Source organism: Phenylobacterium sp. (assembly GCF_013822795.1).
Classification (GTDB): Bacteria; Pseudomonadota; Alphaproteobacteria; order Caulobacterales; family Caulobacteraceae; genus Phenylobacterium.
In genome coordinates this window covers 207,013-221,893 of sequence record NZ_PNLB01000002.1, presented here as the reverse complement: position 1 = coordinate 221,893, position 14,881 = coordinate 207,013, and the positions used below count along the sequence as shown (strand labels likewise).

General features: G+C 67.0%; 12 protein-coding genes and 1 tRNA gene. 7 read left to right on the top strand and 6 right to left on the bottom strand.

What is annotated here, in order from left to right:
• Window positions 1-34: 34 nt before the first annotated feature.
• From C0481_RS02640 to C0481_RS02630, 3 genes are all read right to left on the bottom strand, one after another.
• On the bottom strand, window positions 35-301 hold the full coding sequence (locus C0481_RS02640; RefSeq protein ID WP_293400435.1) for a SemiSWEET transporter: 267 nt from the start codon (window positions 299-301) through the stop codon (window positions 35-37).
• Window positions 302-398: 97 nt separating this feature from the next.
• Window positions 399-1,451: a sulfate ABC transporter substrate-binding protein gene (locus C0481_RS02635; protein WP_293400433.1), complete on the bottom strand. Its 1,053-nt coding sequence runs from the start codon at window positions 1,449-1,451 to the stop codon at window positions 399-401.
• 76 nt (window positions 1,452-1,527) lie between these two features.
• Window positions 1,528-3,042, bottom strand: a complete 1,515-nt coding sequence (locus C0481_RS02630; protein ID WP_293400431.1) for a porin — start codon at window positions 3,040-3,042, stop codon at window positions 1,528-1,530.
• A 298-nt stretch (window positions 3,043-3,340) separates the two neighbouring features.
• On the opposite strand from C0481_RS02630, the gene C0481_RS02625 reads away from it, so the two are divergent.
• Window positions 3,341-4,657: an ATP-binding protein gene (locus tag C0481_RS02625; RefSeq protein WP_293400429.1), complete on the top strand. Its 1,317-nt coding sequence runs from the start codon at window positions 3,341-3,343 to the stop codon at window positions 4,655-4,657.
• Between the two features lie 55 nt (window positions 4,658-4,712).
• On the opposite strand, the gene C0481_RS02620 is transcribed toward C0481_RS02625, so the two are convergent.
• Window positions 4,713-7,145 carry a TonB-dependent receptor gene (locus tag C0481_RS02620; RefSeq protein ID WP_293400427.1) on the bottom strand — a complete coding sequence of 811 codons (2,433 nt, stop codon included), beginning with the start codon at window positions 7,143-7,145 and terminating at the stop codon, window positions 4,713-4,715.
• A gap of 243 nt (window positions 7,146-7,388) precedes the next feature.
• Between C0481_RS02620 and pstC the strand changes: the two genes are divergently transcribed.
• From pstC to phoB, 5 genes are read left to right on the top strand one after another with little or no spacing between them, the layout of a single operon-like run.
• Window positions 7,389-8,831 carry a phosphate ABC transporter permease subunit PstC gene (pstC, locus tag C0481_RS02615; RefSeq protein WP_293400425.1) on the top strand — a complete coding sequence of 481 codons (1,443 nt, stop codon included), beginning with the start codon at window positions 7,389-7,391 and terminating at the stop codon, window positions 8,829-8,831.
• Complete coding sequence (gene pstA / locus C0481_RS02610) at window positions 8,824-10,116, top strand: phosphate ABC transporter permease PstA (RefSeq protein WP_293400423.1); 1,293 nt, start codon at window positions 8,824-8,826, stop codon at window positions 10,114-10,116. The genes pstC and pstA overlap by 8 nt, the downstream gene beginning before the upstream one ends.
• A gap of 52 nt (window positions 10,117-10,168) precedes the next feature.
• On the top strand, window positions 10,169-10,996 hold the full coding sequence (gene pstB / locus C0481_RS02605) for a phosphate ABC transporter ATP-binding protein PstB (RefSeq protein WP_293400421.1): 828 nt from the start codon (window positions 10,169-10,171) through the stop codon (window positions 10,994-10,996).
• Between the two features lie 10 nt (window positions 10,997-11,006).
• Window positions 11,007-11,702, top strand: coding sequence for a phosphate signaling complex protein PhoU (phoU, locus tag C0481_RS02600; protein WP_293400419.1), 696 nt, complete (start codon window positions 11,007-11,009; stop codon window positions 11,700-11,702).
• Window positions 11,703-11,731: 29 nt separating this feature from the next.
• Window positions 11,732-12,424: a phosphate regulon transcriptional regulator PhoB gene (gene phoB, locus C0481_RS02595; RefSeq protein ID WP_293400417.1), complete on the top strand. Its 693-nt coding sequence runs from the start codon at window positions 11,732-11,734 to the stop codon at window positions 12,422-12,424.
• 151 nt (window positions 12,425-12,575) lie between these two features.
• On the opposite strand, the gene C0481_RS02590 is transcribed toward phoB, so the two are convergent.
• A complete protein-coding gene (locus C0481_RS02590; RefSeq protein ID WP_293400415.1) occupies window positions 12,576-13,166 on the bottom strand; it encodes an HD domain-containing protein in 591 nt (196 codons plus the stop codon).
• 115 nt (window positions 13,167-13,281) lie between these two features.
• Entirely contained in the window at window positions 13,282-13,806 is a 525-nt protein-coding gene (locus tag C0481_RS02585) for an FxDxF family PEP-CTERM protein (RefSeq protein WP_293400413.1), read from the bottom strand.
• A 320-nt stretch (window positions 13,807-14,126) separates the two neighbouring features.
• On the opposite strand from C0481_RS02585, the gene C0481_RS02580 reads away from it, so the two are divergent.
• Window positions 14,127-14,201: transfer RNA gene (locus C0481_RS02580), tRNA-Gly, on the top strand.
• The last annotated feature ends 680 nt before the right edge of the window (window positions 14,202-14,881 follow it).

The following is a 14,881-nucleotide window of genomic DNA, read 5'->3' as shown; positions in this document are numbered from 1 at the left end:
GTCATGCGTCCCCGCTGCGCCAACTATGCCGCGCTTATCCGCCGCGGTAGCGCCACTTTAGCGTCAGTATGACCGCCGCGAGCGCCAGGCAGACGCTGTTGGCGCCGATTACCGGCCAGCTGGCGGTCAGGACGCCGTAGGCGGTCCACAGCGCGAACCCGGTCACCGTCACTACGTACGTCCGCAGGCTAATCGACGAGGCGTCCTTCTCGCGCCAGATCTTGACGATCTGCGGCGTGAAGCTTGCCATCGAGCAAAGCGCCGCGGCGGTTCCGACGAGGTCGGGCAAGGACAGGGCCATGGGCGCAGAACGGGTCGCCGCGGCCAAGGTTGCGCGCACGAAGAAGGGCGCGGAGCTCTCGCCCCGCGCCATCGTCACGCCTATTCTGTGGGAAGGATCAGCGCGGCTTGTAGATCTTGTCGAAGATACCGCCATCACCGAAGTGCAGCGCCTGGGCCTTCTTCCAGCCGCCGAAGGTGTCGTCGATGGTGACCAGCGGGATCTTCGGGAACTTCTTGGACCACTTGGCTGCCGCGGCCGGATCGCGCGGACGGTAGTGATTCTTGCCGATCAGGTCCTGGGCCAGCGGGCTGTAGAGGAAGTTCAGGTAGCCCTCGGCGATGGTGCGGGTCTTCTTGCGGTCCACGACCTTGTCGACCAGCGCCACCGGCGGCTCGGCCAGGATCGACATCGACGGGTAGACGATATCCACCTTGCCGGGGCCGAGCTCTTCGATGGCCAGATAGGCCTCGTTTTCCCACGACAGCAGGACGTCGCCGATGCCGCGCTGGACGAAGGTGGTGGTCGAGCCGCGGGCCCCGGTGTCGAGCACCGGCACGTGCTTGAACAGTTCGCCGACAAAGGCCTCGGCCTTGGCCGCGTTGCCGCCCGGCTGGCGCAGCGCCCAGGCCCAGGCCGCCAGATAGTTCCACCGCGCGCCGCCCGAGGTCTTCGGGTTGGGGGTGATCACGTCGATGCCGGGTTTGATCAGGTCGCCCCAGTCCTTGATCTTCCAGGGGTTCCCCTTGCGGACCAGGAACACGATGGTCGAGGTGTAGGGCGTGGAGTTGTTAGGCAGGCGCGACTGCCAGTTGGCCGGCAGCAGCTTGGCCTTGGCGGCGATCTCGTCGATGTCGCTGGCCAGCGCCAAGGTGACGACGTCGGCTTGCAGGCCGTCGATGACCGAGCGGGCCTGCTTGCCCGAACCGCCGTGGCTCTGCTGGATCACCAGGTCTTGGCCGACCTTGTCCTTCCAGTACTTGGCGTAGGCGGCGTTGATGTCCTTGTAGAGCTCGCGGGTCGGGTCGTAGCTGACGTTCAGCAGCGTGACGGCCTTGCCCTGGGCGGCGGCGGGGCCAGCCAGCAGGGCCGGCGCGGCCACGGCCGCGGCGCCGGCGGTCCCGGCGGCGAGCACGCCGCGGCGGGAGGGATCTTGTCGGTTCTGGCTCATCGCTCGAGGTCCTTGTTCTTCGGGCTCGTGGGTGCGCCGCCGCGGCCGGCCGTGGCCGGGGCGGCGCGCCTTGGGGTTAGAACGCGTACTGGGTACGCAGGGAGTAGATGTTGAAGTCCTGGCCGACTTGGGCGCCGGCCGGCGGGGTCGCCGTCCCGGTCCCGAAGGCCGTGCCGCCGGGGGACAGACGGTCCACCGAGACGTCCTGGAAAGCCGCCTGGAACCGCAGCACGTTGTTGACGTACCAGTTCAGGCCCAGGGTGATGATCTCCTGTTCGCCGCCGCGGATCGCCGAGGCGATCGGCACGGTGCCCGGCGCGCCCGCGAGATAGTTCAGGTCCAGCTGCGAATAACGCAGGCCGAGCTCCCAAGCTCCCCAGGCGCCCTTCTTCAGGTCGAAGGGCTTGGCCGGCCGCGGCGCATCGAAGGTGCCGGCGGTGTAGCGGCGCGGCTCGCCGGTGATGGTCCAGCCGGCCTGGGCGTACCAGCCGTTGAAGTCCGGATCGCTGAGCGGGCCCTTACGGTCGACCTTGATGTCGAAATACTCGGACTGGACGTAGAGGTTCTTCCACTGGGCGCCGAACTCGGCCCCGATGGCGGTCAGGCCGTCGGCGTCGATGTTGCCGGTGTCGATCAGGCGCGTGCCGTCGACGCGGATTTCCGGGCGGTCGCGCAGGCGGATGTTGGTGGCGGCCGGCGCGCCGCTGACGTCCGGTCCGCCAGCGGCGGGGTTGATGACGATCGAGGTGTTGACCCCAACGTGGATCAGGCTGTCGTCACGCCGGAACGGCACGTAGGTCAGGCGGCCGACGAAGGCGGTCTGCTCGTCGAAGCTCGAGGTGCCGATGATGTTGCCGGTGATCGCAGCGGTGCCAGTCCAGTTGTCGCCGCCGGCCAGCAGGGCGACCGCGGTGCGGCCGTCGCCCGCGGCGATGCTGCGCACGGTCTCGGACGGCGAGGCGCGCTCGACGAACAGCGAGCCGTTGGTGGACACCGCTTCTTCCAGGCCCGAGGGCGGCGAGAAGGCCCCGATCCGCAGCTTCAGACCAGCGACCGGGAAGCCGTACTGCACCCAGGCGGCGCTGATCTTGCCGGCCTCTTCGGTGCCCGAACCGCCGAAATCGTAGAGGAAGTTGTAGTCGAAGGCGCCGAAGGCCTTGCCCTCGATGCCCAGGCGGGCGCGGCGGAAGTTGGCGCCGTCCGACAGGTCGCGGGCGTGGTCGTTTTCGCTGGCGTCGCCGTACGAACCGCGACGGAAGTCAGTGCCGAGCGGGCCGGCGGCGGCCTGGTCATAGTGGGCGGCGTCGAGTTGGAACACGCCGCGGAACGACGCGGTGAAGTTCCCGTCGGCGGTGGCGATGGTCGGACGGCCGTTGGCCAGCGACACCGTCGTGGCGGTCGCTTCCTTACGGACGTCGGCGATGTTGTTGGCGGTCGACTGCTTAAGGTCGGAGATCTGCGACTGCAGCAGTTCCAGTTGTTCTTCGAGCGCCTTGATGCGCGCGTCGGTCGCCTCGTCGGCGGCGGCCAGTCCCGGCCAGGCGAAGGCGATCGCCGCCGCCCCGGTGATGAGTTTGGTTTTCCACGTCATGTGGTTCTTGCCCCTCGTTTTGTTGGAGTTCGTTTCAAACTCGACCGCATGTAGACGCGATAATTCCCATCGGAAAAATCGAGTTTGACTTCAAGCGGTCGCAGATTTCCTGACAGCGCATATCGGTCGCAGCCTCGCGCTTGGGTCACTGTCATCCCGATGACATAAGGGTCGGGCTTGGTTGTTCGTCGTGTTGCAGGATCGATTCGCCTTGGCGCTTCCGCCGTCGTCTTCGCGGTCAGCTCTTCCGACCTGGCTTGGCCCGGTCGGTCCTGTCCTGACGGCCGGAGCGGCAGGCGTGTTCGCCATCCTCGGCTTTGCGCTGCTGGTCGGCGCCGATGCGCAGGCGGTGTCATGGATGTTGCTGGTGGTCAGCGGCGTCACCGGGCTGGCGGCCTGGCACGTGGCCGAGCGCGTGGGCGTGACGGCCCCCAGCGCCAGCGCGTTCGAGCGCGCCACACATGAGGACGCGCCGCCCTATGCGAGTCTGATCGACGCCCTGCCGGACCCGGTGCTGGTGATCGCCGCCCATGAGCCTGATGACCTCACAGGGCGGCGTTTCGTGCTGGTTAACGCCGCCGCCCGGGAAACACTCCGCGTACAATATGACGCAGGGATGCTGGTGACAGTGATCCGCGACCCCGACGTGCTCGAAGCCGTCGACAAGGCGCTGTTCGGGCAAACCGTCGCCGAGGCCGTCTACGAGATGGGCGGCGCCCAGGAACGCGTCATGCGGGCCATCGCCAAGCCTGTCGGACAGGCAGCCGATGGCGCGCCGCTGGCGCTGCTGGTGCTGCGCGACGAAACCGACATCCGCCGGGCCGAGCGCACGCGTGCCGACTTCCTGGCCAACGCCAGCCACGAACTGCGCACGCCGCTGGCTTCGCTGGCAGGCTTCATCGAAACTCTGCGCGGCCACGCCAAGGACGACCCCGGCGCGCGCGAGAAGTTCCTGTCGATCATGCAGGCCCAGGCCGAGCGGATGTCGCGGCTGATCGACGATCTGCTGTCGCTAAGCCGCATCGAGCTCAACGAGCACATCGCCCCCCACGGCGAAGTCGACCTGATCATGGCGGTGATGGACGTGCTGGACTCGCTGGGGCCGCTGGCGCGTGACCGCGGCGTGCGGCTCGAGCCGGTCGATCTGCCCGCGCGCGGCACGGTGATGATCGCCGGTGATCGCGACCAGATCATCCAGGTCGTCCAGAACCTTGTCGACAACGCCATCAAGTACACCCCAGCCGGCAAGGCGGTGCGGATCTCGTTGCGCAGCGGCGTCTCCGCCAGCGCGGCGGCGGCGGTCGGCGATCCGCGGGCCGCCCGCTTCTCGCTGCTGACCCCGGACCGGGCCTCGGACACCTATGCGGCGCTGCGGGTGTCGGACGCCGGCGTCGGCTTGGCGCGCGAGCACCTGCCGCGGCTGACCGAGCGCTTCTACCGGGTCGAGGGCCAAAAGAGCGGCGAGCGCTCGGGCACGGGCCTCGGCCTGGCCATCGTCAAGCACATCGTCAACCGCCACCGGGGCGGGCTGGCGGTCGAGAGCGTCCAGGGCGAGGGCGCCACCTTCACCGCCTACTTCCCGATGGTGAAGGCCGAGGAGCTCCCCGCCGCCTGATACAAAAATCCCCGGGCGCGGGCCCGGGGATCAGTTGGGCGGGGAAAATCAGCTTCTAGAATTTGAAAGTCAGCGAGGCCCCGTAAGTGCGCGTCTGGCCCGGGAAGCGGACCACGACGTTGGCGTTGCTGCTGACCGCGCTCCAGTAATACTCGTCGGTCAGGTTGCGGCCCCAGAGCGACAGCTCCCAGCGGTCGTCCAGCGCATGCACCCCGAGGCTGGCGTTCAGCACGCCGTAGTCCTCGATGACGAAGCGCGGATCGCCTTCCAGGTCGGCGTGCGACTTGGACTGGTAGCGCCCGGCGATCGCTGCCTGCAGGCCGAGGTTCTCGCTCAGGTCGCGGCTGTAGAGCGCCGTCAGCCCGCCCTGGAACTTCGGGCTGTAGAGGAACGGCTTGCCGTCGAAGTCCATCGGCCTGCCGGCGGCGTTGATGCCGATGTAGTTCTTCACCTCGGTGTGCAGGAAGGTGGCCGAACCGATCAGGGTCAGGGCCTGGGTCGCGCGCCAGGTCACCTCGCCGTCCAGGCCGTAGGCCTCGGAATCGGGCACGTTCGCCAGCCGCGCCAGGGCGGTGTAGATCGGGTCAGCGAAATAGACGCTGAGCTGCTTGTCTTCATAGTCGTAGTAGAAGGCGCTGACATTGGCCTGCACCCGGCGCTCGAACAGCGCGGCCTTTACGCCCACCTCGTAGGCGGTCAGCAGTTCCTGGGTCGCGGGGGCGTTCTGGGTCGAGATGTTGGCGGCGTTGATCGGCGTGGCGCCGGCCTTGGCCCCGCGCGAGATCGAGCCGAACACCAGCACGCCCTCGGCCGGGGTCCAGTCGAGCGCCAAGCGCCAGGCCACGTTGTCCTCGTCCAGGGTCGAGGTGACCAGGCCGAACGCCCGCTTGGCCGGATCGAAGGTGCTGCAATCGTTGGGGCCGATCGGCGCCACCATCCCGTAGGCGGGGAAGAACAGCGCCCGGTTCACGACGTTCACGTTGGGCAGCATGCTGCCATTCACGTCACGCGAGCAGCCCGCATAGTCCTGCTTGTCCTGCGTGTAGCGGATGCCGGCGGTCAGCTTGAACTGCTCGTTGAAGCGATAGTCGCCATTGGCGAACAGGCTCCAGGTATCGGTCTCGATACGCCCGATGTCCTGGTAGGTGCGGAATGACTGGTTCAACTGGGCCGCGGTGTAGCCGCCGGAGTTGAACGGCGTCGCCAGCAGCGGTTGGCCGACCGTGCGGATCAGGGTGACGTTGGCGTTTTGCCCCAGCAGGGTGCGGTTGGAGTCGAGGATGCGGTCGCGGGCGATATAGCCGCCGGCCAGCCAGAAGAAGTTCTCGCCCGATCCCTCCAGGTGGATTTCCTGGGCGATCGATTCGATGTCGCCCTGGGCGTGCTGGATGAGGATTTCGTAGGGCGCGCCGCTCCAGTCGAACTTCGCGTTGCGCTCGAGCTTGTTGTAGCTGGTCAGCGAAACCAGTCGCAGGTCGCCGCCCAGGTCCCAGTCGATCTTCACCTTCCCGGCGTAGAAGTCGTTGTTCTCGCGCAGCGGCCCGCCGATGCCGATCCCGACCCCGATGTCGGCCGAGCGCACCGACAGCGGGGCCCAGTCGGCCTGGTCCGCCTTGGTCGGGGCGTTGGCGGCGATGTAGGCGGCCAGCCCGGGCGCGTTGAACGGGCTGCCGGTGGTGGCCGGGGTGAAGCCGATCCCCTGCGCCGCCACGGTGTCGGACTTGTTGCGCCAGGCGGTCAGCGAGGCGTCGATCGACAGGGTGTCGGTGGGCTGGATCGCCAGCGAGGCGCGCCCGCCGTAGCGGTGGACCTCGCCCTGGCGCTCGCCGCGGGTATTGCTGATCTGCCAGCCCTCGTCGCTGTCTTCGGTGCGGAAGGCCAGACGGCCCTGGATGCGATCGGCGATCGGGCCGCTGACATAGCCTTCGAAGTTGTGGGTCTTGTAGTTGCCGATCTCGCCGGTGATCGCCGCCTGGAACTCCTCGGTCGGCTTGCGGGTGACGAAGTCGATCAGGCCGGCGGTGGTGTTGCGGCCGTAGAGCGTGCCCTGCGGTCCCTTGAGCACCTCGACCCGTTCCAGGTCGTAGATCGGGCCGGTGTTCATCATCGGGTAGGCGTAGGCGACCTCGTCGGTATAGGTGCCGACGGTCGAGGTGGCCGACATGTTGATCGTGTTGAAGCCGATCCCGCGCAGGGTGTAGGTCGGCACCCCCTGATAGCTCTGCGACACGCTGAAGCTCGGCGCGAAGGTGCTCAGATCCTTCACGTTGGTGACGTGCAGCTTGTCGAGCGTTTCGCCGCTGACGGCCTGGATGCCCATGCCGACGGCGTTGGCGGTCTCTTCCCGGCGCTGGGCGGTGACGACGACCGCTTCGATTTCTGTGGCGCTCTGGCCCGACGACTGGGCCGCCACGGGCGCGGCTGAAAACAGCGCGGCCGTGCTGACGCTCAGCGCCAGCAGCCCGCGCAGGGTGAATTGTCCTGGCATATCTCTTCCTCCTCCGGCGCCGCGCCTCTGTCGTGCGCGTGCGGCCTATCCAGGGTGGAGGGTGGGGAGTTCCTGCGACCGCGCCTAGCTGACGGATGTGATAGGGCGCGGCCCCTCATCGTAATGAAACTGTCATCGAACTGTCGCAGCCCGACAGCATAAGGCGGGCACTTTCCAGCCCGGGCGGGCAGAGGGGCGATCAGCCACTCGAATGTCCGGCTCGCGCAACGGCATGGACCTTCGATGCTCACCTGGATCGCCCTGACGGCGCTGCTGCTGTTCTCGCTGGCCACCTACATGGCCGGTCGCCGCCGCGCGGTCGCCGTCACCGCCGGCAAGCCAGCGCAGCTTCACTCGCTCCCCGGCTACTACGGCAGCTACGCCGCCCTGTGGGCCGGCGTGCCCGCCGCCCTGCTGATCCTGCTGTTCGCCATGTTCGGCGGGCGGCTGGAGGCGGGCCTGCTGCGGGTCGATCCGCCGGCCGCGGTCCAGGAACTGACCGCCCCCCAGCAGGATGTCTTCTACGACGACGCCCGCGCCATCGCCCGCGGCGGCACGCCCAGCGAGACCATCTATGACGGCGCGCTCAAGACCGCCTTGGAGGACAAGGCCGCCAAGTCGCAGCAGATCAGCAGCCTGATCCAGTACGGCTCCATCGGCCTGGGCGCGATCCTGGCGCTGGCCGGCGTCTTCATCGCCTATCCGCGCATTTCCCCCCAGTTCCGCGCCCGCAACAAGGTCGAGGGCTGGGTCGCAGGCCTGTTCGTCGTCTGCTCGGTCACCGCCATCCTGACCACGGCGGGCATCATCGCCTCGCTGGTCTGGGAAAGCTGGCGCTTCTTCCAGGCCGTGCCGGTGCACGAGTTCCTGCTCGGCACCGAGTGGAACCCGCAGATCGCCATGCGCGCCGACCAGTTCGCCGGCGCCGGGGCCTTCGGGGCGGTGCCGCTGTTCGTCGGCACCTTCCTGATCATGCTGATCGCGATGATGGTCGCCGCGCCGATCGGGCTGTTCTCGGCGATCTATCTGTCGGAATACGCCAGCCCCTGGACCCGATCGGTGGTCAAGCCGCTGCTCGAGATCCTCGCCGGCGTGCCGACCGTGGTCTACGGCTTCTTCGCCGCCCTGACGGTCGGGCCGCTGTTCCGCTCGTTCTTCAACTGGATCGGCGCTCAGCTGGCCGGCGGCAGCTTCGACGGCCTGGCCCAGTATCTGATGCAGGTGCAGAACCAGATGGCCCTGGTCGCCGGCGCGGTGATGGGGATCATGCTGATCCCGTTCGTCTCCTCGCTCAGCGACGACATCATCAACGCCGTGCCGCAGTCGCTGCGCGACGGCAGCCTGGCGATGGGCGCTACGCGCTCCGAAACGGTCAAGAAGGTGGTGCTGCCCGCCGCCCTGCCGGGGATCATGGCCGCCCTGCTGCTGGCCGTCTCCCGCGCCGTCGGCGAGACGATGATCGTCACCATGGCCGCGGGCCTCCAGGCCCGCATGACCCTCAATCCGCTGGACACCGTCACCACTGTGACCGTCCAGATCGTCACTCTCCTCACCGGCGACCAGGAGTTCGACAGCCCCAAGACGCTGTCGGCCTTCGGCCTCGGCCTCACCCTCTTTGCGGTGACGCTGATGCTGAACATCGTCGCCCTGCGCATCGTGCGGAAATACCGGGAACAGTATGACTGACGCCGCCCTGACGCCCTCCGCGAACAGCCTGCGCCAGACCGTCGAGGCGCGGCTGAAGAAGCGCCACGCCCAGGAAATGCGCTTCCGCCTCTATGGCCGCCTGGCCATCGTGATCGCGCTGTCCTTCCTTGCGATCTTGCTCGGCCGGATCGTGACCCAGGGCTATTCGACCTTCATCGACTACCAGATCACCGTCCCGGTTCACCTGGACGCCAGCAAGATCGACAAGGCCGATCCGACCGGGGCCAACTACGACATGCTGGTCGCCAACTCGGTGCTGGCCAAGCTGGGCGAGACCGACGACGAATTCGGGAACAAGTCGGGCAAGGTCCTGGAGATCATGTCCAACGACCTCGGCTTCCAGCTGCTGAAGATGGTGCGCGAGGACCCGAGCCTGATCGGCAAGACGGTCACCGTCACCGGCCCGGTGAAATCGGACGCGGCCCTCTACTTCAAGGACCAGATCAAGCGCGCCACGCCCGAGGACGAGCGCAAGCTGGACAACCAGCAGCTGGATTGGATGGACAAGCTCAAGGCGTCCGGCGCCGTCACCTCCGGGTTCAACACCGGCTTCCTGACCCGCTCGGACTCGACCGAGCCGGAACAGGCCGGCGTGCTGGGGGCCATTGTCGGTTCGCTGATGATGCTGCTGGTCACCGCCACCCTGGCGATCCCGATCGGGGTGCTGGCCGCGACCTATCTGGAAGAGTTCGCGCCGAAGAACCGTTGGACCGACCTGATCGAGGTCAACATCAACAACCTCGCCGCGGTGCCGTCGATCGTCTACGGCCTGCTCGGCTTGGCGGTGTTCATCAACTGGATGGCGGTGCCGCGCTCCTCGCCGCTGGTCGGCGGCCTGGTGCTGGCGCTGATGTCGCTGCCGACCGTGATCATCGCCACCCGCTCGGCGCTGAAGGCCGTGCCCCCGTCGATCCGCGAGGCCGCGCTCGGGGTCGGCGCCTCGCGCACGCAGACGGTGTTCCACCATGTCTTGCCGCTGGCCATGCCCGGCGTCATGACCGGTGCGATCCTGTCGCTGGCCCACGCGCTTGGCGAGACCGCGCCGCTGCTGATGATCGGCATGGTCTCTTTCGTGCCCGGCGTTCCGGAAGGTTTCACCGGCGCGGCCACCGTCCTGCCCGTTCAGGTGTTCATCTGGGAGAACGCTTCCGAGCGCGGCTTCCATGAACGCACCGCCGCCGCCATCATCGTGCTGCTGGTCTTCATGATCGTCATGAACCTGGCCGCCATCCTGCTTCGGCGCCGCTTCGAGCGGCGGTGGTGACGCGATGCGCCTGATCCCGAGATTTTCCATGCCCAGCCAGCGAGATGACGCCATGGCTCACGACACCGCCACCGCCCCCGTCCACATCGCCGTCGACCGTGGTCACGCGGCGCTACCAAATGCGCCGATCAAGATCCGCGCCCGCGACGTCAACGTCTTCTACGGCGAGAAGCAGGCGCTGTTCGACGTCTCGCTCGACGTGCCCGAGAACTCGGTCACCGCCCTGATCGGCCCGTCGGGCTGCGGGAAGTCGACCTTCCTGCGCTCGATCAACCGGATGAACGACACCGTCGCGGGCTGCAAGGTCACCGGCCGCATCGAGCTGGACGGCGAGGACGTCAACGACCGTTCCATCGACCCGGTGGTGCTGCGCGCCCGGGTCGGCATGGTGTTCCAGAAGCCCAACCCGTTCCCTAAGACGATCTTCGAGAACGTCGCTTATGGCCCGCGCATCCACGGCATCGCCTCGGGCAAGGCCGAACTGGAAGCCATCGTCGAATCCTCGCTGAAGCGCGCCGGCCTCTGGACCGAGGTCGCCGACCGCCTGCACCAGCCCGGCACCGGCCTTTCCGGCGGCCAGCAGCAGCGCCTGGTCATCGCCCGCGCCATCGCCGTGTCGCCGGAGGTGATCCTGATGGACGAGCCTTGCTCGGCGCTCGACCCGATCGCCACCGCGCGGATCGAGGAACTGATCGACGAACTGCGCAACCAGTACTGCATCGTCATCGTCACCCACTCGATGGCCCAGGCCGCGCGGGTGTCGCAGAAGACCGCCTTCTTCCATCTGGGCAAGCTGGTGGAGGCCGGTCCCACCGGCGAGATCTTCACCAACCCGCGTGACAGCCGCACCCAGGACTACATCACCGGCCGGTTCGGCTAGGGGCAGGGACATGAACGAGCACATCGTCAAATCCTACGAAGACGAACTGAACACCCTCACCGCCGACTGCGCGCGGATGGGCGGTTTGACTGAGGCTCAGGTCGGCGACGCGCTCGACGCCGTCGTCAAGCGCGACCAGGCGCTGGCCGAGGCGGTGGTCGGCCGCGACGAGCGGCTGGACGTCCTGGAGGCCGACATCGAGCGCAAGGCGATCCGTCTGATCGCGCTGCGCCAGCCGATGGCCAACGACCTGCGCAAGACGGTGGCGGCGATGAAGATCGCCTCGAACCTCGAACGCTGCGGGGACCTGGCCAAGAACATCGCCAAGCGGACGATGATCCTCAACGAGGCCGAGCCGATCAGCCCGCTGACCCGCTCGATCGAGCGCATGGGGCGCCTGGTGCTGGGCCGTCTGAAGGACGTGCTGGACGCCTACACCGGCTCCGACCTCGACCGCGCGCTGGCGGTGTGGTCGCGCGACGACGAGGTGGACGAGCACTACAACAGCCTGTTCCGTGAATTGCTGACCTACATGATGGGCGATCCGCGCACGATCACCGCCTGCGCCCACCTGCTGTTCGTCGCCAAGAATCTCGAGCGTATCGGCGACCACGCCACCAACATCGCCGAGATCATCCACTACGAAATCACCGGCGAAGAGATGATCTCCGCCGAACGACCGAAGACGGATGCGCTGCGCGTCTGACGCGCGCTCGCTTCAAGGAGTCCGCTGAATTGACGCCCTTTATTCTGGTGGTTGAGGACGAAGACGCCCTCTCGACCCTGCTGCAGTACAACCTCGACAAGGAAGGCTACGACGTGGTCGTGGCCGCCGACGGGGAGGAGGCCCTGACCCTGGTGTCCGAGCGCTTGCCGGACATCATCATCCTCGACTGGATGCTGCCGAAGATCTCCGGCATCGAGGTCTGCCGCCGCCTGCGCCAGCGCTCTGAAAGCCGCAACGTGCCGATCATCATGCTCACCGCCCGTGGTGAAGAGAGCGATCGGATCCGCGGCCTGGACACCGGCGCCGACGACTACATCGTCAAGCCGTTCGCGATGAGCGAGCTGTCGGCCCGCATCCGCGCGGTGCTGCGCCGCATCCGGCCGGGCCTGGCCGAGGATCGCGTGCACATCGGCGACCTGACCATCGACCGCGTCGCCCACCGGGTGAAGCGGGCGGGCAAGGAGATCCACCTGGGCCCGACTGAGTTCCGCTTGCTGGACTACTTGATGCAGCACCCGGGACGAGTGTTCAGCCGCGAGCAGCTGCTGGACGCGGTCTGGGGCTCGGACGTCTATGTCGAGGCCCGCACCGTCGACGTCCATGTCGGCCGCTTGCGCAAGGCGCTCAACAAGGAAGAGACGATGGCCGACCCGATCCGCACCGTGCGCTCGGCCGGCTACTCGCTGGACATGGACGCCTGAGCGCATCGTGTCATCCCGGAAGCCGCGCAGCGGCTGTCCGGGAACCATGAACACCTGATGGGTCAGGTCGCGGCGCGACCGCGCCCCATTCCGCCAAATTGGCGTGAATGGGTCCCGGTCTTGCTGCGCAAACCGGGATGATAGCTGGCGACTACGCCTCTTCGCGCCGATAGATCGAGCGCTTGGGCCGCTCCATCACCCGCCGCATCATCGGCTCGAACGCCTCCAGCGGCATCGACTCATACGCCGGGTCGAAGCTGTTCTGGTCGTACAGATGGCAGAACTGCGCCGTGTACTCGAAGTCCGGATGGCCGCGGAACTGCTCGCGCATGTCGCGGTCCAGGCCCAGGTGGTGGAAGAAGTAGTAGCCCTGGAAGATGCCGTGCTTGTCGAGCATCCAGTGGTTCCGCTCCGACACGTAGGGCTTCATGATTACCGCCCCGACCTCGGCGTGGTTGGCCGGGCCCAGGATGTCGCCGATGTCGTGCATTAGCGCGCAGACCACGTACTCCTCGTCGCGGCCGTCCTTGAAGGCGCGGGTGGCGGTCTGCAGCGAGTGCTCGAGCCGGTCGACCGGATAGCCACCGTCGTCGCCTTGCAGCATCTTCAGATGGCCGATCAGCCGGTCGGGCAGGGTGCGGTTGAACGGGCCCGCGGCCTTCATGATGGCCATCCAGTCGTCCTGGGTGCCCTCGGTCATTGCCGTGAATTTGGCCTGGGTCTGGATCTCGCCGTCGGCCATGGCGGCCTCCCTCTCGTTGTTTGCGCCATCGTGCGGCCGCGGCGAGGGGGCGTCAAAACAAAAGGACCCGCCGGCGCGGGGCGGGCGGGTCCGAATGCCGTCTTGTCGTCGGGGCTTAGGCGGTGGCCAGGGCGCCCTTGCGACGGTTGGCGCGGATCGCCACGCCGGCGCCGGTGAAGCCGATGATCATCATCGCCCAGGTCGCCGGTTCCGGAACCGCCGAGCCGAAGGTCAGGGTGCCGCTGTACGAGCCGTTGCCGCCGCTCCAGCCGGCGACTTCCAGCTTCTGCGCGCCGGCCAGGACCGGCAGGTTGAACAGCGAGCGGAACTCGACATCGCCGCTCGACATCAGGTCGAGAGCGACGCCGTTCAGCTTCACCGAGGTGAAGTTGATGTTGGTCGAGGGCGCGCCCAGCGTCAGGATCGAGCTGATCGTCGCGCCGCCGGCCCCGTTGGTCGGGAACACGAAGTCGAAGACGTGCGAGAAGTCGCCGCGGGTGACGGCGGTGTCGCCGAACACGCCGGTGATCGAACCGTCGGCGGCCGGCGAGGTGAGGTTGATGTATTGCGCGGCGTTGGCGGCCGGAGCGGCGGCCAACATCGAGACCGCGAGCGCAGCCCCGACAAACAGCTTCTTCATAGGTTACTCCAGCTTACAGGTGCGCCGGTCCCAATCACTATCTCGCATTGTGATCTGAGGGGCGACGCTATTGGAGCGGGCACATAGCCGGCCGCGACCTTTTGGCGCAACAGCGTTAGCGTGAATTTACTATGAAAAATTGTAACACCTTAACCATTGGGTGCGGAGCGCCCGGATAGCGGGCGCATTCCTGCGCGTTTCCCGCGTTGATCGCTACTGCGGGAATGCGTCCGCGTTCGCGGCCATCGCTTGAGCCGCGCGCGGGGAATCGCTAGATGGAGGGCATTGGTCCGCCCCGCTCAAAACGGCGCGCGACCGGCGCGGGCGTAGCTCAGGGGTAGAGCGTCAGCTTCCCAAGCTGAATGTCGTGGGTTCGAATCCCATCGCCCGCTCCAAAAAATCAATGACTTAGATGTCTGCTTTTTGGACCAACTGCGGATGGTTGGGAGAAAGTTGGGGGTTTTGTTCCGGTTTCTCGCTGGATGAAGCAAGGGGCTAGGACGGCCTGACTGCCCGTCCGCGCCGTTCGCGTCGGGCTCGCGCAGCCGGTGATCGCTCGCAATTCCACAAGAATGCGGCGCGAAGATCAACGCCCCGGCTGCGTCACTTGGTCTGCAGCGCGGAACTGTCAAGCAGATGTATTCGCTCTCCACGCCGAGGGACGCCCGCAAAGGCAACCGGAGACGTGCAAGGGTGGTCAGTTCATACGAACTTCTCGCCAGTTGGGCCGTGATGGTGGTTGCGTTTGGAGTGGCCGGGATCGCGATACGCCAGCGGCGAGCGCGGCGAGCGCGGCGAGCGCGGCGCGCGGGCCGCGAGGAATAGCCAAGAGGCCGAGTAAACGGACCTGTTCGAGCGGGCTAGGCGCGTTGCGCACCCCAGCAGTCAGAACGACGGCGCGGCTCGCAGCGCCCAGGCGGCACAGCAGTGAGTTGCCGCATAATCACGGCATAAAAGGCCGCCGACATCATAGGGCTTAGGTTCGGCGAGATGCGCGTCCTGGCCTCGCCACGATCTTGCAAGCCAGCATGCGGCCCACCCCGTCGCGCACCTTGAACTCAGACTGGAGATCGCT